This window comes from Companilactobacillus hulinensis, assembly GCF_003946555.1.
Lineage (GTDB): Bacteria > Bacillota > Bacilli > Lactobacillales > Lactobacillaceae > Companilactobacillus > Companilactobacillus hulinensis.
This window is the reverse complement of the sequence record NZ_RHOO01000008.1, coordinates 14,952-35,558: the sequence shown is the minus strand read 5'-3', so window position 1 is coordinate 35,558 and position 20,607 is coordinate 14,952. Positions and strand designations below refer to the sequence as shown.

The following is a 20,607-nucleotide window of genomic DNA, read 5'->3' as shown; positions in this document are numbered from 1 at the left end:
TGTAGCAAAGCGCAGAAAGTTGCTTTGTGCAACTCGTTTTGGATAAACATATTCAAGCCACTAAATACATTTATTATTTCAAAAACCAAACCAATAAAAAGCTGCCAAATCCAAAAGGATAGGCAGCTTTTTTAGTACCAATTTTTTGTACTATCTTATAATGTTGACGTATAGTGCTAACCGTTTTATCAGTGGTATAATCTTAGTATTAGATTTTTAGGAGTAAAAATGTGAAAAAATTAAGGAAAATAGATTTATGGATCGTAATTCCATACATCCTACTTCTGGGTATTGGTGTAGTTATGGTTTACTCCGCGAGTTTTTACAATGCCATGATGAATGGTGGGAGATCTAGCCAATATTTGATAAAACAAGCAATTTTTGCAATTCTGGGTTTAGGCCTTTGTTGGTTCTTTTTTATGCTTAAAGATAAGCTTTTCAAGCAACAAAAAATTGTAGTCCTATTTTTACTAGGATTCACTATAATTCCTTTAGGTCTTTTGATTATTAAGGGAATTGCTAATCCTGCTAGTAAGATTAATGGTGCATCCGCTTGGATCAATTTGAAGTTATTTAATTATCAGCCCCTAGAAATGGCGAAGTTGTCATTGATCTTATATTTATCGTTGATTTTGACTAACAAACAATCCAAGTTGATGGAGAAACAAACTGGCTGGATGGTCTGGAAAGAAATTCAGCAACCGGTTCTGACAATCATTTTCATGATTGGATTAGTATTTTTTGAGCCCGATATGGGTGGTTCTGTAATTCTAGGACTTATTACGTTGATATTGATTTCGGCATCGACTATACCTTTAAAATATATTTTAAAGTTGAATGGTACATTGTTGTCGATGTTTGCGGCGCTTGTATTCTTTATAGTGAAATTCCAGCCAGCATTTATTGTTAAAAATTATCAATATGCCAGAGTTTTAGCGATGCAGCATCCGTTCCAATTGGAGCGAACCTCTGGGGCGCAGCTTGTTAATTCGTTCTATGCTATTAGCAATGGCGGAATATTTGGAGTTGGACTTGGTAACAGTATTCAAAAACGTGGATATTTACCAGAACCACATACTGACTTTATTCTGGCAATCATTAGTGAAGAGCTGGGATTAGTTGGAGATCTTATTGTTCTGGGACTTATATTTACGATTATTTTTAGAATGATCCTTTTGGGAATACGTTCTAAGAGTAATTACAATTCGTTAGTTTATTATGGTGTTGCGACAATGATCTTGTCACAAACTGTTTTTAATGTAGGTGGATTACTTGGATTAGTTCCTTTAACAGGTGTAACGTTGCCGTTCATTAGTTACGGTGGTTCAAGTATGCTTGTGTTATCGATGGCGCTGGGAATTGTACTTAATTTGGAAGCAACCACAAAATTTGCAAAAGAAAAACAAAGGTGATTTTATGTATAAAAAAGTGGAGCGTCAGGCATTGTATGTCTGGGTCTACTCAATGAAATGGAAAAAGAAGCTGCAACATTATGGAACAGTTAGATATGTTTCACCAAAAATGAAATATATTATGATTTATGTTAATTCCAGTCGAGTGGCTGAAGTAAAAAAAGAATTAGTATCTAAGAATTATGTTAAACGTGTAACTATGGCACATCGTAAAGAATTAGATGAGCATTATGTTTTGAAAGATGATGCTGAAAGAAAAGATAAATTAGAGGAGTAATCGTTCATGAAAGTCGTTTCAGGAAAATTTGGTGGACTGAACTTGAAACCAGTTCCCGGTAATAATACGCGACCAACATCTGCAAAAGTTAAGGAAGCAATGTTTAGTATGGTTTCGCCATATTTGGGTTATGGGAATGCTTTGGATCTGTTCGCTGGAACTGGTAGTCTAGGAATTGAAGCTGTCTCACGTGGGTACGAGAGGGCTTATTTGGTCGACAAAGCATATAAGGCAATTAATACGATCAAAGAAAATGTTGAAAAGACAAGAGCTGATGATCAATTTGTAGTGGTGAAGTCCGCTGCTACTGAAGCATTGAAGAAATTCGCTGAAGACGGTGTAAAATTTGACCTAGTATTTTTGGACCCACCATACAGGATGAAGATTACTGAGCAGATCATTAAGGATATGGTAGAGAATGATCTTTTAGCTGAGGATGCTATTATCGTTGATGAGACTGATTATGATGTCGATTTGAGCGATTTTGAAGATGTTAGTTTGATAAGAGAAAAAAAATATAAAGATACGAAAGTAGCGTTATATAGATTCGGAGATTAATATGACAAATAAAATTGGAATTTATGCTGGAAGTTTTGATCCAGTGACTAATGGACATTTGGATATTATTCGTCGATCTTCTAAGCTGTTTGATAAATTAGTTGTTGCAACGATGACTAATACTTCAAAAAATTATATGTTTAGCTATGAAGAGAAGAAAAAGTTCATCGAGGATGAAATAAAAGATCTCACTAATGTTGTCGTTATTGATGGTAACGGGCAACTCACTACTAAATTGGCCCAACAATACCACGCTGGATTTTTGGTTAGATCAATGCGTAGTGGTGATGATTTCGTATACGAAGCAGGAATTGCATCTGTGAATAAGGTACTTGACGATAATATCGAGACGATATTTTTATTAGCTGATTCTAAATATGCTAATATATCATCATCGATGATCAAGGAAGTTGCCAAGTTCAATGGTGATATCAGTCACTTGGTACCTGCTTCAGTAGCAGCTGAATTGACAAAAAGATTGCGGAAGGAATAATACCATTGAAATTCAATAAAACCAGAAATAAGATATTTGGTGCATTATTTATTTTTGTCATGGTAGTTGCGTTTTTTTATGTACCAACCGGATATTACCTGGAGGTTCCAGGTAGTGCCGAAGCCACTTCAAACTTTGTCAAAGTAGATGGAAAGCACGATAAGAAAAAAGGAGACTTCTTATTAACGACCGTGGGAATCGTTCAGGGTTCACCATTTCAGTTATTGAAGTCTATGGGAAATGATTTTGAAACTATTTACTCTCGTGAGGACTTGATGGGGGATGAAAATAGTCAGGAATATTTCCAAGTTCAACAGTATTACATGAAATCTGCTACTAATAATGCTATTCAGGCGGCATATTCAGCCGCTGATAAACCATTTACTAAGAAGTACTTGGGTGTTTATATAATGGATGTGATGGATAACTCTGATTTTAAAGGGAAACTACAAATTGGAGATACCATCGATTCCATTAATGGATATAAGTTTAAGAATGCCAATCAATTTATAAATTATGTAAAGAAACGAAAGAAGACTGCGACCGTCAAAATTAGTTACGTAAGGGATGGCAAGCACAAGTCTGCTAGCGGTAATTTAGTTAAATTGAAGCAAACTAAGCGTTATGGATTAGGTATCACACTGACTGATAACACTGAAGCAAAGGGTAATCCTCCAACTAAGATCGATGCTGGTGATATTGGTGGCCCTTCAGCGGGATTGATGTTCACACTTCAGGTATATTCTCAAATTGCCAATAAAAACTTGAAGGATGGACGAATCGTAGCTGGTACTGGTACGATTGCTCCAGACGGAACAGTTGGACCAATCGGTGGGATCGAGAAGAAAGTCTATGCTGCTGATGCGCAAGGAGCAACGATATTCTTTGCACCAGATGATCCTGTAACCAAATTGATCAAGAAGTATGATCCAACATACGTGAATAACTATCATTTGGCTAAACGAGCTGCTAAAAAGATTCATACCAAGATGAAGATTGTTCCTGTTAAGAATTTGGATGACGCAATCAACTATCTCGAAAAAACATCTAAATAAATTTATTGGATAGATCAGATTAAAAATCTGGTCTATTTTTTTCGTAATTTTATTCGAGGTGGTTATAAATGACAAATAAATTATTAGACTACATTTATGAGAATAAAATATTGACGATTTTGATTGTTGGACTGATAAGTTTGGGAATATTTCATTACATATTTCAAAAACCGGTACAAGTTCAATCAGGAGATCATAATCAAATACGATCAACCGATATACGACCAATTGAAGAGAAAAAAGGAAAAGTTGAGAAAACATCTAAAGCAAAGGAAAAAGCCGAGTTTGTAATGGTTGATATACAAGGTGCAGTGAAAACTCCTGGTGTCTATAGATTAAAGGGTACTGGAATTGTTAGGGATGCGATTCGCTTGGCCGGTGGCCCTAGTGAGGATGCAGAATTAAAGCAAATCAATCAAGCTCAACATGTTACAGATGAAATGCAAATTATTGTTCCAAGAATTGGAGAAGTTGCAGAGCCAAATGCACAAGGAACACCGACAAACAACCAGTCATCTGGCAAAAAGGATTCAAAGGGGAAAGTAAATATTAATTCAGCGACCGTGAATGATTTTCAGGGTGTTAGTGGGATTGGTCCCAAAAAAGCAGAAAAAATTATCGATTATAGAACTAAGAATGGTAATTTTTCGACTTTGGAGGATTTAACCAAGGTATCAGGCATTGGGGATAAGACGTTAGAATCATTACGTGACCAGTTAACAATATGATTAGGGATCTATTGATATTTCCGGCATTAGTCAGTTGTTTAATAATGGCAATTACTTTTAATCCGCATGAGTATAGTCTATTGGTTGTATTGTTTTTGGTAATTGTTAGAATTGCTTTTTTGAAGAATTTGAAATTAATAATTTTTACTACTCTGCTAGGACTTTTAATGGGTGGCTATGCGCATCATCAGATGATTTCTAAACCGAGTATGCCGTCCAATGTAACTCAGTTGACTCTTGCTCCAGATAATTTGAAGGTTTCAGGTGATTTATTATCGGGAATGGCGACAAGTGGCAAACAGAAGTATAAAATTTATTACCGAATTCCAACGGAACATGATAAAGAATCGTGGAAAAATCTAGATAAGATTGTTGATACAAAAATAAAAGCCAAAAATATTGAATCTATCAAAGTTCAGCGTAATCCCGGTGAATTTAACTATTCAGAGTATTTGAATCATAAGAAAATTTATTACAGCATTACTATAGACAAGTTTGAAAAAATAACTCCAAAATTAGATTTATCTATTAAAGATAGAATAAATGTTTTACGAATACATCTAATAAAAAGATTCGATCAATTACCGAAATGGCTCAAAATACATGCGCATAGTCTTTTATTGGGATACAACGACAACGAAGATGAAGGGTTTCTGAGTAGCCTTAGTACGCTTGGTATCATTCATTTGTTTAGTTTGTCAGGTCTACATGTAATTATTTTGCTGTCGTTTGTGAGAAAAATATGCTCTAGCATACGAATTACCAGAGAATTTGTTGATACCACAATGTTAATCATTCTTCCGATGTATGGAATTTTTGTTGGATCAAAGCCTGGAATTTGGCGTGCGATAGTTTTGGCAATGGTAGGAATAGTTTGTCTTAAGTTAGACGTAGTTTTAAGCAAGACCGATATATTCGCAGTGACAATGGTTATCTGCCTACTAATTGATCCATATGCTTTGATGGATATGGGAGGTCAGTTAAGCTTCTTATTGTCATTTGCCTTGTTATTTTTAAGTAGTGGTAATGTTTTTGTTCAGACAATGAAGATAAATTTGGTTAGTTTACCGATAATCTTATTCAAGACGTATCAATTCAGTTGGCTGATATTGTTAGCAAATCTTATATTTGTTCCAATATTTGAATATGTAATTCTTCCAGTAACAATTATTTCTGCTATTTTTGTTAATTCTGGGATGCCTATTTGGAGAATATTCAATTTTGTATTTGAAAAGATGTATGGTTTGATGTCGATATTATCTAATAATAACGATTATTTGTTCATTACTGGTACTTTGCCGGTTGTTTTTGTACTTATATTAACGGTAATCGGTTTATTTATATCTGAAGAAAAAAAGCATTTAAAAAAATATTTGATATGGTATTTGATAATTTTGGTATCTGTTATTTGTCTTAATAAGTTTCCTATACGTGGTCAAGTAGCAATGATTGATGTTGGTCAAGGTGATAGTATTCTGATCACTACGCCAATTAATCGCAAAGTTTACCTGATTGATACTGGCGGCAAGCTTGGATTCCCTCAAAAGGAATGGCAGAAGAGGAAACAATTAAATCAAGTTGAGACATCAACTATTCCTTATCTGAAGAGTCTGGGAATAAATCACATTGATAAAGTATTTTTATCGCACAAGGACGTCGACCATATCGGTAACTTAGAAACTTTGGTCGATAAGTTTCCTGTTAGAGAAGTCGATTTTGGGTCTGGTTTGGAACAGAATTTCAAAATAAGTTCTCTAATAAAAAATAATCCGCAAATAAAATTCAACAGGTTACAAACTGGTGATAGTTTTAGGGTGGGTAATATTAATTGGAATATATTGTGGCCAAAAGAAAAATCCATTGGTGAAAATGGCGATTCCTTAACAATTCTAGCTAAAATTCAAAATTCTAATTGGCTCTTTACGGGGGATTTAGATAAGAATAGTGAAAAGAAAATTTTGGATTCTCAAAGATTCCATGTGGATTATCTGAAAGTTGGTCATCATGGATCGAAGACTTCTAGTAGTGAAAAATTTATCCAGAGTATTTCTCCAAAATTAGCTTTGATATCTGCGGGCATTAATAATCGATACGGCCATCCAAATAAAGAGACAATAGATACCTTGGATAAATATCGAGTTGATCATATGAATACAGCTGACTATGGTATGATTATTTGGTATTATTATCCGTTTGGTAATAAAAATGAAATAACAACTTTTTTAAAGGGTGAAGTAGTTGAAGATAACAGAGTTAAAACAGAAGCTAAATAACAAAAGTGTTGATAATTTGTATTTAGTTACAGGTAATGAGCAAGTATTTATTAAACAAATTCAAAATATTTTTAAAAATCTTATGTCTCCAGAAGAACGTGATATGAACTTTTCAAACTTCGATTTAGAAGAGGCACCACTTGATGACATGATCAATGAGGCTATTTCTGCACCTTTTTTTGGTGAAAAAAGGGTTGTTTTTGCCAACCATCCTTATTTCATGACATCTCAGAAAGTTAAGAATACTGTCGATCAGAATCCTGACTTACTGATAAGATATGCGCAAAATCCAACTCCTTCAACGATTTTGGTTATATTTGCAACTTATGACAAGTTAGATTCTCGTAAAAAAGTAGTTAAGCAATTAAAAAAACTTGCAACTAATATAGATGCAAGTCAGATGGATAGTCACTTATTAGTTCGAACTACTAGAGATGAACTACAAAAGGATGGATATCAGATTGATCAAGATGCATTAGAAATGTTGATCAATAAAACCAAATCTAATTATTCTCAGATTATTAATCAAAAGAGCAAACTTGAATTATATGCTTTGAAATCTAAAAAAATTGATTTGAAAGCTGTAAGTGAATTGGTTCCACAGAGTCTAGATGATGATGTTTTCGACTTGATGAATCAAATATTGGCTCAGAATGTCTATCAAGCTGAAGAATTGTATCATCAATTTTTACTTCAGAAGATTGATCCAATATTGTTGGTTGCAATTATTATGTCGCAGCTAAGAATTCTCATTCAAACTAAGGTATTAAGCGCACGAGGACTAACCGAAGGTACGATTGCTAAGAATTTGAAGGTAAACCCGTATCGTGTAAAGATGACACTTAAACAGGGTAGGAATATGAAGATTGAACAATTAACAGAGATGTATGATGCGATTGTCAATTTGGATTATCAAATCAAGTCAGGACAGGGTGATAAAGAATTACTATTTGATTTGTTTATTGCAAAATATGCATAAAAAGACCGCACATAATTCTACGATGTAATTCAGTAGATTTATGTGCGGTCTTTTTTGGGCAAAAAAAATAAGCAACACACGGTTGCTTATATTAATTTACTTAGATTAATTAGTTCATCTTAGCAAGTCTTGACTTATCGCGAGCAGCTTTATTAGCTTTGATTAAGCCTTTTGACTTAGCCATGTCAATGGCACGAACTGCTGTACGGAACAAGTCATCCTTGTTGTCAGCGTTGTTAGCAGCTGATGTTTCAAAGTTCTTAACAGCTGAACGCAATGCACTTCTTTGTGAAGTGTTGCGAAGGTTGGCCTTTTCTTGTTGCTTTACACGCTTCATAGCTGATTTAATTTGTGGCATATATTTCACCTCCGATTACCTTTTAAACTTAAACTCAATACATAGAATTATACATAATCGGTAGTTTCAATGCAATGAATAGTTTGATTTTTTTTATTGGACTTGAAAATTTCCGATAAATGTAGTAAATTATTTAGTTGTGTTAACCATGCTCTGTTATACGATTCACCAACGTATTGCATAGTGTGGCTAAATTTTATAGAAAAAGGTGAAAGAAATGGCTATTTCAAAAGAAAAGAAAACAGAAATCATTAAGCAATATGCTCGTAAAGAAGGAGACACAGGTTCTCCAGAAGTACAAATTGCTGTTTTAACATACGATATTAACTCATTGAACGATCACTTGAAAGTTAACAAGAAAGACCACCATTCATATGTTGGTTTGTTAAAGAAGATTGGTCACCGTCGTAACTTGCTTAAATATCTTAGAGATAATGATGTTCAACGTTACCGTGAACTTATCCAATCACTTGGTCTACGTCGTTAATAACAATTATATAGGAAGTTCCTTTTTAGGAACCTCCTATTTTTTTTTGCATAATTTCATTATTGCATAATGGTGTGATAGAATGAAACTTAGGTATAGCTCGAGTAGTCTTACTATGCATTAAGACTTAAAAAAACACATCTAAATATTATGATCTATGCTATTTATATGAAATGAGAGATGAAAAGATGAGCAAAAAAATTAAGATTGTACTCTTAAGTGGTGTACGTGAAAACGGAAAGAATATGTACGCTGTTGAGGTTAATGATGAAATTTATATTCTAGATATTGGTTTGCAATATCCTGACAACGACTTATATGGTATTGATGTTGTTGTGCCTGATATGACATATATTAAACAAAACATTGACAAGGTTGTTGGTATTTTCTTGTCACATGGACATGCGGATGCAATTGGTGCATTGCCATATCTTATTGGTGACTATGATATTCCAGTATTTGGTTCAGAAATGACCATCGAATTAGCTAAGATTGTTTGTTTCAATGATAAAAGAAGTAAGAAGTTTGATAATTTCCATGTTATCGATGAAAACACAGCAATTGATTTTGATGAAGCATCTGTATCCTTCTTCAAGACAACACATTCAATTCCAGGATCACTTGGTATTGTCGTAAAAACAACTGAAGGTCAAATCGTTTATACTGGTGACTTTAAGTTCGATCAAGCTGCTGTACCAACATATAAGACTGATTATGCTAGAATTGCCAAAATTGGTGATGAAAAGGTTTTGGCCTTGTTGAGTGATTCAGCAAATGCGGAGTCTCCATATGAGAACTCAAGTGAACGAGATATTTATGAATATATTCTAGATACCTTTAGCTATCATAATGGCCGTATTATCGTGGCACAAGTTGCATCTAATATCCAAAGAATGCAACAAGTAATGGATGCTGCGGATAAAACTAACCACCGTGTATATCTATCAGGTACTGATGCTGAAAAGATTCTTAAGACAGCTATGAAGTTAGGTTACTTAAAGATTTCTAACAAGGATCTTCTTGTAAACACTCGTGAGTTAAAGGATATCGACCAAAGCAAATTAGTTGTTATTGAAACTGGACGAATGGGTGAACCTATCAAGTTGCTTCAAAAGATGGCTAATCCAGCCGCTAAGACTAAGTTCCAAATTGAAGAAGGAGACCTAGTCTTCATTGCAACGACTCCTTCACACGCTATGGATACAACTTTTGCTAAGACGCGTGATGCGATTTATCGTACAGGTGCTGAAGTTAAGTCACTGGGTGATGAGAAGCACTCATCAGGACATGCTAATAAATCAGATCTTCAATTGATGATCAACTTGTTAACACCTGAAAATGTTGTTCCTATTCAGGGTGAATACAGACTTCTTGATGCACACGCAAGAATTGCACATGAAACAGGCATTCCTTATCAAAATATCTTCTTGACTAAAAAAGGTGATGTTTTGAATTACGAAAACGGACAATTCTATCAAGGAAAAGGCGTAGATGCTGGTGATACTATGATTGATGGTATCGGTGTCGGTGATATTGGTAGCATTGTGTTGCGTGATCGTGAATTATTGGCTCAAGACGGTGTTTTCATTGCAGTTGCTACAATTGACCGTAAGAAGAAAAAAGTCGTTGCTAAGCCAAAAATAACAGCACGTGGGTTCGTATATATGCGTGCCAGCCGTGATTTGTTGAGTGAAAGCTCAGACATCATTGTTGATACGATCGTTGATTATCTTCAAAATAGTAAGGACTTTGATTGGTCAGATCTTAAACAAGGAGTTCGTGATAAGTTGAATCACTTCTTGTATGAGCAAACTAACCGTCATCCAGTTATCTTGCCAGTTATCATGGAAGTTAATCAGAACAGACATAGAAAATCCAAAAATTAGGTCGACTTCGGTCGATCTATTATTATAACGAGGTACTTTATGGACGACTCAGATAATTTAAAACGTATATTGGATCAAGCAGAAGAGGCATTTGACAAGGGTAATTGGGATGATGCTACTGATTTGTATTCGCAAGCCTATGGAATAGAGCAATCTTTTGCGATTAATCAAGGATTAGCCGCTTCTTTGCTGAATTCTAAAAGAGCTGATGAAGCAGAGGCAGTTATTTTGGATTATTTCAATTATTATTTGAGTGACCCAGAAGCAGCTGGACTAGCAACTGATATTGTTATTGAAAATAATGATTATTTATTGGCAAACCAGATGCTTTATTTCTATGCAACGAATCCACTTTCGACAATTAAAAAGGCATTTATAGATGAATTTGGTAATCGTGTTCAATTGTCTGAAAATCGTCATAATCGTTCGTTTAAGCCTCGTATGAACAAGATTGAAGCGTCACTGAATTCTATCGTCACACAACCAGTTATTGATCAAATACAACTACTTCGTAGTTTGAGAGAATTTGATAATCAGAGTTATTTAAAAAGTGCTCAAATTTTATTAGATAATCCGCTGTTACACCCGTTGTTAAAAAGTGAAACTGTCGAGAATCTTTTTAAGCTTGGTATCGATGAAAATATGGACATTTCGTTTTATGGTGAAAATAAAAAGTTTAATCCATCGAAGCTAAAGCCTATATTGTCAACTGATGTTTATTTGGAAATGTGTGATGAATTGGAAAAGATCCTAGTTGATAGTGAAAATGAAGTGCAACTTGATAATATGCGTAGTGAATTGTCATTATATGCTGCAATGGTGTATCCATTTGGAGAAGAAATTATAAAAACACCTACGCTCTGGACAAAAGTATTCCTTTTGCGGTATGGTTTACTGGATGAGTCTCAAGTAGGAGACAATCCGGAGCTTCCAAAGGTTAAAAAATGGATAAAAAGGTTTGATTCTTTAATTAATACCTTTCAACAGTGAAATTATGTAAACTTTTTTCACTAATAGTATTTACAATTTTGGCTGCGCCCCGTATAATCCAAAGAGTATATTTTTAGTAGGCGAGTTATACTGAATTACTTTGCTTTCGCCTCTGAAAGTAGTATAATTTTTCAGTAAAGAGCCATCTAAAGAACATTTTCTTTGGATAAATCTTATGAAATGAAATTTTAGGAGGATTCTTTGTAATGGCAGAAAAAGAACATTATGAGAGAACTAAGCCCCATGTAAATATTGGGACAATTGGTCACGTTGACCACGGTAAGACTACACTTACAGCCGCAATCACAAAAGTTTTAGCTGATAAAGGTTTAGCTAAGGCTGAAGATTACGCTGATATTGATAAGGCCCCAGAAGAGAAGGAACGTGGGATTACTATCAATACAGCTCACGTTGAGTATGAAACTGAAAAGCGTCACTATGCACATATTGATGCTCCAGGACATGCTGACTACGTTAAAAATATGATCACTGGTGCTGCACAAATGGATGGTGCCATCCTTGTTGTTGCTGCTACTGATGGTCCTATGCCACAAACACGTGAACACATCCTATTGGCTCGCCAAGTTGGTGTTGAATACATCGTTGTCTTCTTGAACAAGACTGACCTTGTTGATGATGACGAACTTGTTGACCTTGTTGAGATGGAAGTTCGTGAATTACTTTCAGAATACGATTATCCTGGTGATGACACTCCTGTTGTCCGTGGATCAGCTTTGAAGGCTCTTGAAGGCGATCCTGAGGAAATCAAGCATGTTGAAGAACTACTTGATGTCGTTGATGAATATATCCCAACTCCTGTACGTGAAACAGACAAGCCATTTATGATGCCTGTCGAAGACGTATTTACAATCACTGGACGTGGTACTGTTGCTTCTGGTCGTATCGACCGTGGTGAAGTTAAAGTCGGTGATGAAGTTGAAATTGTTGGTTTGAAAGAAGAAGTTGAAAAATCAACTGTTACTGGTCTAGAAATGTTCCGTAAGACATTGGATCTTGGTGAAGCCGGAGATAACGTTGGTGTTCTTCTTCGTGGTATTAACCGTGACCAAGTAGAGCGTGGACAAGTTCTTGCTAAGCCAGGTTCAATCCAAACTCACACTAAGTTCAAGGGTGAAGTTTATATCATGTCTAAAGAAGAAGGTGGACGTCATACTCCATTCTTCTCAAACTACCGTCCTCAATTCTACTTCCATACTACTGACGTTACTGGTGTTATCGAATTACCAGATGGCGTTGAAATGGTTATGCCTGGTGACCAAGTTACTTTTGAAGTTGACTTGATTGCTCCAGTTGCCATTGAAAGTGGTACACGTTTCACTGTTCGTGAAGGTGGACGTACTGTTGGTGCTGGTGTTGTTACAGAAATCTTAGACTAATCTCTTTGAGACTGTTTAAAAAGAGTTGAGACATTGTCTCAACTCTTTTTTTATAGATTTTTTGTACAAAACGGGTCAAAGTATTCTATAATACTATGGAGTTGTCTAAAAAGACTTAGAATTAGCGTGAAATATTTACAATGTTGCTGTTTTAAGGTAATATTACAAAGTATGAGATCGTGAAATATACCGGAGGGATAAAATGTCTGCTAAGGCTAAATTTACAAAAAAAGAAAATAATACTGGTGAATTAAAATTTGAAATTGACCAAGACACAATTAAGAAGGGCTTAGATACTGCCTTTGATCGTGTTAAAAAGAGCTTGAACGTTCCTGGATTCAGAAAGGGCCGCGTTCCTCGCCAAATCTTTAACCGTATGTACGGTGAAGAAGCACTTTATGAAGATGCTTTGAACAGTGTTCTACCAGATGCTTATGAAAAAGCCGTTTCTGAAACTAGTGTAGAACCAGTTGATCAACCACAAATTACAGTTGATTCAATGGAAAAAGGTCAACCATGGGCTATCAGTGCAACAATCACTGTTAAACCAGAAGTTGAACTTGGTGACTACAAAGGTCTAGAAGTTAAGAAGCAAAAACGTAATGTCATGAAGGCTGACGTTGATGCACGTCTTGAAGAACTACAAAAGCAACAAGCTGAATTAGTTCTTAAAGATGGTAAAGCTGAAAAGGGCGACACAGTTGTTATTGACTATGTTGGTTCAGTTGATGGTAAAGAATTCGATGGTGGTAGTGCACAAAACTACTCACTAGAATTAGGTTCAAACTCATTCATTCCTGGATTCGAAGATGCTTTGATCGGTCACAGTGCTGATGAAGACGTTGACGTTAAAGTTACATTCCCAGAAGATTACCAAGCTAAAGAACTAGCTGGTAAGGATGCTATCTTCAAGACACAACTTCATGAAGTTAAGACAAAGGAATTACCTAAGTTAGATGATGACTTTGCTAAGGATGTTGACGAAGATGTTGACACACTTGAAGATCTTAAGAAGAAGATTCATGACGAATTGAAGGATCAAAAGAAACAAGCTGCTGAAGATGCTATCCAAGAAGAAGCAATCTCTGCTGCTGTTAAGAATGCTAAGATCGACGAGATCCCTCAAGCAATGATCGACACTGAAGTTGATAACCAAATGAACCAATACATGGCTAACTTGCAACGTCAAGGTATCGATCCTAAGTTGTACTATCAAATGACAGGTACAAGCGAAGACGACTTGAAGAAGCAATTTGCTAAAGATGCTGAAGAACGTGTTAAGACTGACTTAGTTATCGAAGCAATCGTTGCTAAGGAAGGTATCAAACCTTCAGAAGACGAAATCAAAGCTGAAATCAAGTCATTGGCTGATGAATACAACATGGAAGAAAAAGCTGTTAGAAACGCATTAACAGATGACATGTTGGCTCATGATATTGCAGCTAAGAATGCAATCCAAATGATTGTTGATTCTGCTGAAGAAAAATAATTTCGATTATTAGATTTAAGAGACCGTTAGGTCTCTTTTTTTTGGAATTTGGCAGTCTTACACGCTCTCTAAACTAATTACTTTACTAGCACCAGCTTAAATGCTAGACTTTCAAAGTATCGGAACTATTGAAGGAGAATATGCATATGTTTGATAGTACAGAAACTACAGGTACAATCAGTTGTTCTTTCTGTGGAAAGACTCAAGATCAAGTTAAAAAAATCGTTGCTGGACCTGGCGTATACATTTGTAACGAATGTATTGATTTATGTAAAGAGATTATCGATGAAGAATTGAAAGATAGTGCTCCATTGAATCTAGATAACATCCCAACACCATTACAAATCAAGAAAATTCTTGATGATTATGTTATTGGCCAAACTGATGCCAAACGTGCGCTTTCAGTTGCTGTTTATAATCATTATAAGAGAATTAATAAGATGGAACATTCAAAAGACGGTGACACTGAACTTCAAAAGAGTAATATTGCCTTAATCGGACCTACTGGTTCAGGTAAAACTTTCTTAGCTCAAACGTTAGCTCGTATTTTGAAAGTACCATTTGCTATTGCTGATGCCACAACATTGACTGAAGCTGGTTATGTTGGTGAAGATGTTGAGAACATCTTACTTAAATTATTGCAAAACGCCGACTTTGACGTCGAAAAGGCTGAACACGGTATCGTTTATATTGATGAAATCGACAAGATTTCTAAGAAGAGCGAGAACGTTTCAATCACACGTGATGTCTCAGGTGAAGGTGTCCAACAAGCACTCTTGAAGATTCTTGAAGGAACAATTGCTAGTGTACCGCCACAGGGTGGTAGAAAACATCCACAACAAGAGCTTATCCAAATTGATACAACAAATATTTTGTTTATCGTTGGTGGTGCTTTTGATGGAATTGAACAAATTGTTAAGAATCGTTTAGGCGATAAGACAATTGGATTTGGTGCTGAACAAAATGAATCTAAGTCACTTGACGAAGAAAAGAGTTTGATGCAACAAATTATCCCAGAAGACTTGATGAAATTTGGTATTATTCCTGAATTTATCGGTCGTATTCCAATTGTTACTGCGTTAGAGAAACTTACTGAAGATGATTTGGTAAATATTCTAACTAAACCTAAGAATGCATTGATCAAACAATATCAAGAATTATTGTCACTCGATGGTGCTGAACTACAATTCACAGATGGAGCATTGAGAGAAATTGCTAAGATGTCGATCGAACGCAATACTGGTGCCCGTGGGTTACGTTCAATCGTTGAAGAAACAATGCTTGATACTATGTTTGATGTCCCTGGTCGTGATGATATTGAACGTATCAAAGTAACTAAGGATGCAGTTCGTAAAGTTAAGAAACCGGAATTGATTCTTAAAGATGGAGAGGTTGCCTAGTAGGCGGCCTTTTTTTATGGGAATTATGATAGAATACTTACATTGAGGTGAATTATGCAAGTAAATAATGTATCTATGAACTTGAGTGCAGTTAGTTCTAAGCAATACCCAGACGAAGGATACCCAGAAATAGCCTTATTAGGCCGTTCTAACGTTGGTAAGTCTTCATTGATAAATACACTTATAAATCGTAAAAGCTTTGCGAGAACGTCTAGTACGCCTGGTAAGACCCAGACACTAAACTTTTATAACATTGAAGATCAATTATATCTGGTCGATGTTCCAGGATATGGATTCGCAAAAGTTTCTAAGAAGCAACGTGAAGAGTTTGGAGTGATGATCGAAGAATATCTTACAACTCGTCATGTGCTTAAAGGCGTAGTTATTTTGGTTGATGGACGTCACGAACCAAGTGACGATGATATTTCTATGTATCAGTTTGTCAGCTACTATCACATTCCAACGTTGATCGTTGCTACTAAGATGGATAAAATCAAGCGTAATCAGTGGAATAAGGCAATTAGCAAGGTAACTAAGACTATGCAGATCAATCAAACAGATAATTTACAATTATTTAGTGCCGAAACTAAATACGGTAAAGAAGAAGTTTGGAATTGGATCGAAGCTCATATGTAATAAAAATAACGTCACTTTGAGGAATTTACCTCAAGGTGGCGTTATTTTGTTGTTGGATTAATTAATTGTTCAAAGTTGGAACTTTTCATTGTCGTAGGTGAATTTTAAGATACTGCAATTTGTAAATCCATCTTCGTGCAGCTTAACGGGATTGTACCACTCAGTCGAGAAGGCGGTTATCACTCCTGCGTGAGCAACAATCAATACGTTGTCATTATTGTCGGCATTGTTCATAATGTTTTCTACAGTGCCATTAAAGCGGTTCTGACCGTCCATGCTATCCTCTCCGCCATATTGAACGAAGAAGTCTCCATAGTGCTTGTATGGATCAAACTGAGGGTTTAAGTCCTCGCTTTCACCTTCAAACATCCCGAATCCAAATTCTCTAAGTCCTTTAAGCCGTTTATACGGCATATCAGTAACAAGCTCTAAAGTATCACTGGCACGTTCGGCAGTTGAACAGTATGCTTCGTCGAATGTTATATTGTTGTCCTTAAAATATTTTCCAGCTGATTTGGCTTGCTCTATACCAACATCGGTTAATGGTGAATCACACCATCCCTGAATTTTGCGTCTGATATTGAACAAAGTCTGTCCATGGCGCATCAAATATAAAGTCTTACTCATTTGTTCCACCCTCTAAATAATCTCTCTAGCAATGCAAAAGGCTGCTTCCAATGCAGCAGGTATTTGTGTTGCAAAATCGGATCGAAGATCCCACTTACTTGAGTCTAAATTATCTGCGGTTGTAAAGAAAGGGTAAGCGCTAACTTTTCTGAATTTACTCCAAGCAATGATGGCTGAGGTTTCCATATCCACGAAGTCACAATCAGAGTTCTTGCATTGCTTGAATGATTTCATTTTTTTGGTTGTCAAAGTTTTCTAATAGCATAACAGCACGTCCTCAATAATTAAATTAGAAATATTATACATCAATTAGAACTTTTTAATGAAAAACACTTGCAATATTTTGAACGTCTGTTAGTATCATATACATAAATTAAATTTCAGCTTCACAACAAGTAATCATTTACCTGAGTGTTAAGAGAATTGACGGTTGGTGCGAGTCATGCAGGGTAATCTGATAAAATACCAAGTTGAAATTTCGTGTCCAACGTTACTGGAGTAAAGAGCAGATAACTTAGTTATCTGAATTTGGGTGGTACCGCGCAATTAGCGTCCCTGCATATACTGCAGGGGCGCTTTTTTTATTCCCAGCGACTCGGGCAAAATAATAGGAGGATATTTAGATGAACATTATTGATGAACTTTCATGGCGTGGTTTGATCAACCAACAATCCGATGAGGAGGGCTTGAGAAAGTTAGTCGACAAGAAAGACATTTCCCTTTATTGCGGAATGGATCCAACAGGAGACTCAATGCACATTGGTCACTTACTTCCATTTATGACATTGAAACGTTTTGGTGACGCTGGTCACCATCCATATATCGTTATCGGTGGAGCAACTGGTTCAATCGGTGATCCAAGTGGTAAGAAGGCTGAACGTCCAATGCAAACTATGGACCAAGTCAACCACAACGTTGAGGCTCTAAGTAATCAAGCTAAGAGAATCTTCAAGGACTTCACAATGGTTAACAACTATGATTGGACAGCTCCAATCGGAATCCTAGATTTCTTACGTGATTATGGAAAATTATTCAATGTTAACACAATGTTAGGTAAGGAAATTATTTCAAGTCGTTTGGAAGCAGGTATTTCTTTCACAGAATTTACCTATCAAATCTTGCAATCACTAGATTTCTTAACACTCTATCGTGAACATGATATTCAGTTACAAGTTGGTGGTGGTGACCAATGGGGTAATCTTACAGCTGGGTTGGACTTGATTCACAAGGCTGAAGGTTCAGATGCTGAAGTATATGCATTGACTATCCCATTGTTGCTCAAAGCTGACGGAACAAAATTTGGTAAGACTGCTGGTGGAGCCGTATGGCTTGATGCTGAAAAGACATCACCATATGAATTCTATCAATTCTGGTTTAACCAAGATGACAAAGACGTAATTAACCTTCTTAAGAAATTCACTTTCTTAAATCAAGATGAAATCGCAGCCTTAGCTGAAAAAGTTAAGACAGCACCTGAAGAACGTGTAGCACAAAGAACTTTGGCAGAAGAAGTTACTAAGTTTGTTCACGGAGAAGAAGCACTCAAAACAGCAGAAAAAATTACTGAAGTACTCTTCTCAGGTGAAATTCAAGCTCTTACTACAGACGAAGTTGCACAAGCCTTCCATGGTGTACCAAGTGAAGAAATCTCAACAGATGAAATCAACTTAGTAGATCTCTTGATTGCCACAAATGTAGACAAATCAAAACGTCAAGCTCGTGAAGATATTCAAAACGGTGCTATCAGAATTAACGGGGAAAGACTAACTGATACAACAGAAATGATTGACCCTAAAGATTCATTTGATGGTAAATACATCGTTATCCGTCGTGGTAAGAAAAAGTACTTCTTAGCCAAAATTAAATAAAAAATTTAATTAGGGCGATGAATAAATATGAAAAAAGAAAAAAGACTAAGCACAATTGAAAGTTTAATAGTAATGGTAGTGATGTTTGGATTACTCGGGACGATGATGATCGGTTTCGGTATGACACCACAGGTTCCGATTCTCTTAACATTTACATTATTGCTATTTTACGGTAAGCTTCGTGGTTTTAGTTGGTCGGAGTTACAAGAAGGAATCGTTGATGGTGTTAAGCCAGGAATTATCCCAATGATAATTTTCGTTATGATCGGTGTTCTGGTTGCATCATGGTTGATTTCAGGCGTTATTCCAACAATTATGGTTTATGGATTAGAGATACTTAATCCCAGTTTCTTCTTATTCACAGTTTTTGTTAGCTGTTGTTTAGTCGGAGTTATTGTAGGTAGTTCATTTACGACAATTTCTACTTTAGGAATTGTTTTCATGGGTATTGGTCAAGTTATGGGTATTGATGCTGTTCTTACAGCAGGTTCAATTGTTTCTGGATCACTCTTTGGTAACAATATGTCACCACTTTCTGGAACAACTAATCTTTCTACTGGAATTGCGGGCGTTAAAAATGTCTTCAGTCATATTAGAACGATTTCCCACACTGCTTTGATCTCTGCAGCAATAACCGCTATTATCTTTTTATTCATCGGTCACAGTAATGGACAAGTTGATATGAGTTCAGTTCATCACATCATCAATGCATTGCAGGCTAACTTCTTTGTTTCACCTTGGATGCTTATACCGATCATTGTTCTGATTGGTTGTGCTATTATGCAAGTTCCAGCTATTCCAACTTTATTGAGTGGATCACTGACGGCAATCATCATGGACATGTTCATCAATCACACATCATTTAAGACAATCAGTACCGTTATCATGCAAGGATTCAAACTTAATTCATCTGACAAGCAGATCAATGCAATTGTCAGTGGTGGTGGAGTTTCAAGTATGTTGGACAGTATTTCATTAATCTTGGTCGCTTTGACACTGGGTGGTGTATTACTCAAACTTGGTGTTGTCGATAATTTAATTGGCAAACTTAGCGATAAGGTAAATACACCTGGTAAATTGATTACCGCATCAATGATCAGTGCTATCGGTGTTAACTTCTTAGTTGGTGAACAATACATTTCGATTATTTTGCCAGGAACAACTTTCCGTGGTAATTTCAAAAAGCTTGGTATCAAACCACAATACTTATCACGTGTTCTAGCAAGTGGTGGTGCTGATATTAACGCTCTGGTTCCTTGGGGTGTAAGTGGTATTTTCATTTCAGGAATCCTTGGAGTAAGTCCATTCGCATTCATTCCGTTTGCATTCTATGTGTGGATGAATCCATTATTGACAGTTATATTCGCATTTGTCTTTGGTAAGAACTATATGAAAGACTCAGAGGCAAGTAAGAGTAAACTCCCTTTTGTTGAAGACACAATAACAATTAATAATTAGTTATTAATAATAAAATAAAAGCGACTATTCAAGTTGGTATGATAACTTTGATAGTCGCTTTTATTATTTCAAAAATGATTTTCAACTTGACGATTTATACTAATTAACATATAGTATTTCCAACGAAAACTTTTAAACAAGTCCAGAGAGGCCTGCAAAGTTATAGACGGTTTTCGGGTAACTTAAAAATAAAAGATCACTTTTAATCGGATCCAGTGAGATCCCAAAGGCGTAAT

The 20,607-nt window shown here is 35.8% G+C and carries 19 protein-coding genes; 17 read left to right on the top strand and 2 right to left on the bottom strand.

The window, feature by feature from the left end; all coding sequences use genetic code 11:
• Nucleotides 1-230 precede the first annotated feature (230 nt).
• From EKM66_RS05925 to holA, 8 genes are all read left to right on the top strand, one after another.
• Nucleotides 231-1,412, top strand: a complete 1,182-nt coding sequence (locus EKM66_RS05925) for an FtsW/RodA/SpoVE family cell cycle protein (RefSeq protein WP_125762594.1) — start codon at nucleotides 231-233, stop codon at nucleotides 1,410-1,412.
• A 4-nt stretch (nucleotides 1,413-1,416) separates the two neighbouring features.
• Nucleotides 1,417-1,689 (top strand): YlbG family protein, encoded by a 273-nt coding sequence (locus EKM66_RS05920; RefSeq protein ID WP_125762592.1) that lies wholly within the window; start codon nucleotides 1,417-1,419, stop codon nucleotides 1,687-1,689.
• Nucleotides 1,690-1,695: 6 nt separating this feature from the next.
• On the top strand, nucleotides 1,696-2,247 hold the full coding sequence (gene rsmD, locus EKM66_RS05915) for a 16S rRNA (guanine(966)-N(2))-methyltransferase RsmD (protein ID WP_125762590.1): 552 nt from the start codon (nucleotides 1,696-1,698) through the stop codon (nucleotides 2,245-2,247).
• A 1-nt stretch (nucleotide 2,248) separates the two neighbouring features.
• Entirely contained in the window at nucleotides 2,249-2,740 is a 492-nt protein-coding gene (coaD, locus tag EKM66_RS05910; protein WP_125762588.1) for a pantetheine-phosphate adenylyltransferase, read from the top strand.
• Nucleotides 2,741-2,799: 59 nt separating this feature from the next.
• Complete coding sequence (locus EKM66_RS05905) at nucleotides 2,800-3,795, top strand: SepM family pheromone-processing serine protease (protein ID WP_164505064.1); 996 nt, start codon at nucleotides 2,800-2,802, stop codon at nucleotides 3,793-3,795.
• Nucleotides 3,796-3,863: 68 nt separating this feature from the next.
• Nucleotides 3,864-4,523 carry a helix-hairpin-helix domain-containing protein gene (locus EKM66_RS05900; RefSeq protein ID WP_125762584.1) on the top strand — a complete coding sequence of 220 codons (660 nt, stop codon included), beginning with the start codon at nucleotides 3,864-3,866 and terminating at the stop codon, nucleotides 4,521-4,523.
• Nucleotides 4,524-4,567: 44 nt separating this feature from the next.
• Nucleotides 4,568-6,796 (top strand): DNA internalization-related competence protein ComEC/Rec2, encoded by a 2,229-nt coding sequence (locus EKM66_RS05895; protein ID WP_164505061.1) that lies wholly within the window; start codon nucleotides 4,568-4,570, stop codon nucleotides 6,794-6,796.
• A complete protein-coding gene (gene holA / locus EKM66_RS05890) occupies nucleotides 6,762-7,775 on the top strand; it encodes a DNA polymerase III subunit delta (RefSeq protein WP_125762580.1) in 1,014 nt (337 codons plus the stop codon). Before EKM66_RS05895 ends, holA begins: the two co-directional genes overlap by 35 nt.
• Before the next feature lie 109 nt (nucleotides 7,776-7,884).
• Here the strand turns inward: holA and rpsT are convergent, their stop codons facing one another.
• Nucleotides 7,885-8,133: a 30S ribosomal protein S20 gene (gene rpsT / locus EKM66_RS05885; protein WP_125762578.1), complete on the bottom strand. Its 249-nt coding sequence runs from the start codon at nucleotides 8,131-8,133 to the stop codon at nucleotides 7,885-7,887.
• Between the two features lie 217 nt (nucleotides 8,134-8,350).
• On the opposite strand from rpsT, the gene rpsO reads away from it, so the two are divergent.
• From rpsO to yihA, 7 genes are all read left to right on the top strand, one after another.
• Nucleotides 8,351-8,620, top strand: a complete 270-nt coding sequence (rpsO, locus tag EKM66_RS05880; RefSeq protein ID WP_076617500.1) for a 30S ribosomal protein S15 — start codon at nucleotides 8,351-8,353, stop codon at nucleotides 8,618-8,620.
• Between the two features lie 188 nt (nucleotides 8,621-8,808).
• Entirely contained in the window at nucleotides 8,809-10,506 is a 1,698-nt protein-coding gene (locus tag EKM66_RS05875; RefSeq protein ID WP_125762576.1) for a ribonuclease J, read from the top strand.
• 39 nt (nucleotides 10,507-10,545) lie between these two features.
• Nucleotides 10,546-11,496, top strand: coding sequence for a tetratricopeptide repeat protein (locus EKM66_RS05870; RefSeq protein ID WP_125762574.1), 951 nt, complete (start codon nucleotides 10,546-10,548; stop codon nucleotides 11,494-11,496).
• Nucleotides 11,497-11,702: 206 nt separating this feature from the next.
• A complete protein-coding gene (gene tuf / locus EKM66_RS05865) occupies nucleotides 11,703-12,893 on the top strand; it encodes an elongation factor Tu (protein ID WP_125762572.1) in 1,191 nt (396 codons plus the stop codon).
• A gap of 202 nt (nucleotides 12,894-13,095) precedes the next feature.
• A complete protein-coding gene (gene tig / locus EKM66_RS05860) occupies nucleotides 13,096-14,382 on the top strand; it encodes a trigger factor (protein ID WP_125762570.1) in 1,287 nt (428 codons plus the stop codon).
• Nucleotides 14,383-14,528: 146 nt separating this feature from the next.
• Nucleotides 14,529-15,782: an ATP-dependent Clp protease ATP-binding subunit ClpX gene (gene clpX / locus EKM66_RS05855; RefSeq protein ID WP_125762568.1), complete on the top strand. Its 1,254-nt coding sequence runs from the start codon at nucleotides 14,529-14,531 to the stop codon at nucleotides 15,780-15,782.
• Nucleotides 15,783-15,836: 54 nt separating this feature from the next.
• Nucleotides 15,837-16,418: a ribosome biogenesis GTP-binding protein YihA/YsxC gene (gene yihA, locus EKM66_RS05850; RefSeq protein ID WP_125762566.1), complete on the top strand. Its 582-nt coding sequence runs from the start codon at nucleotides 15,837-15,839 to the stop codon at nucleotides 16,416-16,418.
• Between the two features lie 69 nt (nucleotides 16,419-16,487).
• Here yihA and EKM66_RS05845 read toward each other — a convergent pair whose 3' ends face one another.
• A complete protein-coding gene (locus EKM66_RS05845; RefSeq protein WP_125762564.1) occupies nucleotides 16,488-17,045 on the bottom strand; it encodes a histidine phosphatase family protein in 558 nt (185 codons plus the stop codon).
• A 623-nt stretch (nucleotides 17,046-17,668) separates the two neighbouring features.
• Between EKM66_RS05845 and tyrS the strand changes: the two genes are divergently transcribed.
• Together tyrS and nhaC are read left to right on the top strand one after the other, a co-directional pair.
• Nucleotides 17,669-18,913 (top strand): tyrosine--tRNA ligase, encoded by a 1,245-nt coding sequence (gene tyrS / locus EKM66_RS05840; protein ID WP_125762562.1) that lies wholly within the window; start codon nucleotides 17,669-17,671, stop codon nucleotides 18,911-18,913.
• A 27-nt stretch (nucleotides 18,914-18,940) separates the two neighbouring features.
• A complete protein-coding gene (nhaC, locus tag EKM66_RS05835; protein ID WP_125762560.1) occupies nucleotides 18,941-20,371 on the top strand; it encodes a Na+/H+ antiporter NhaC in 1,431 nt (476 codons plus the stop codon).
• The last annotated feature ends 236 nt before the right edge of the window (nucleotides 20,372-20,607 follow it).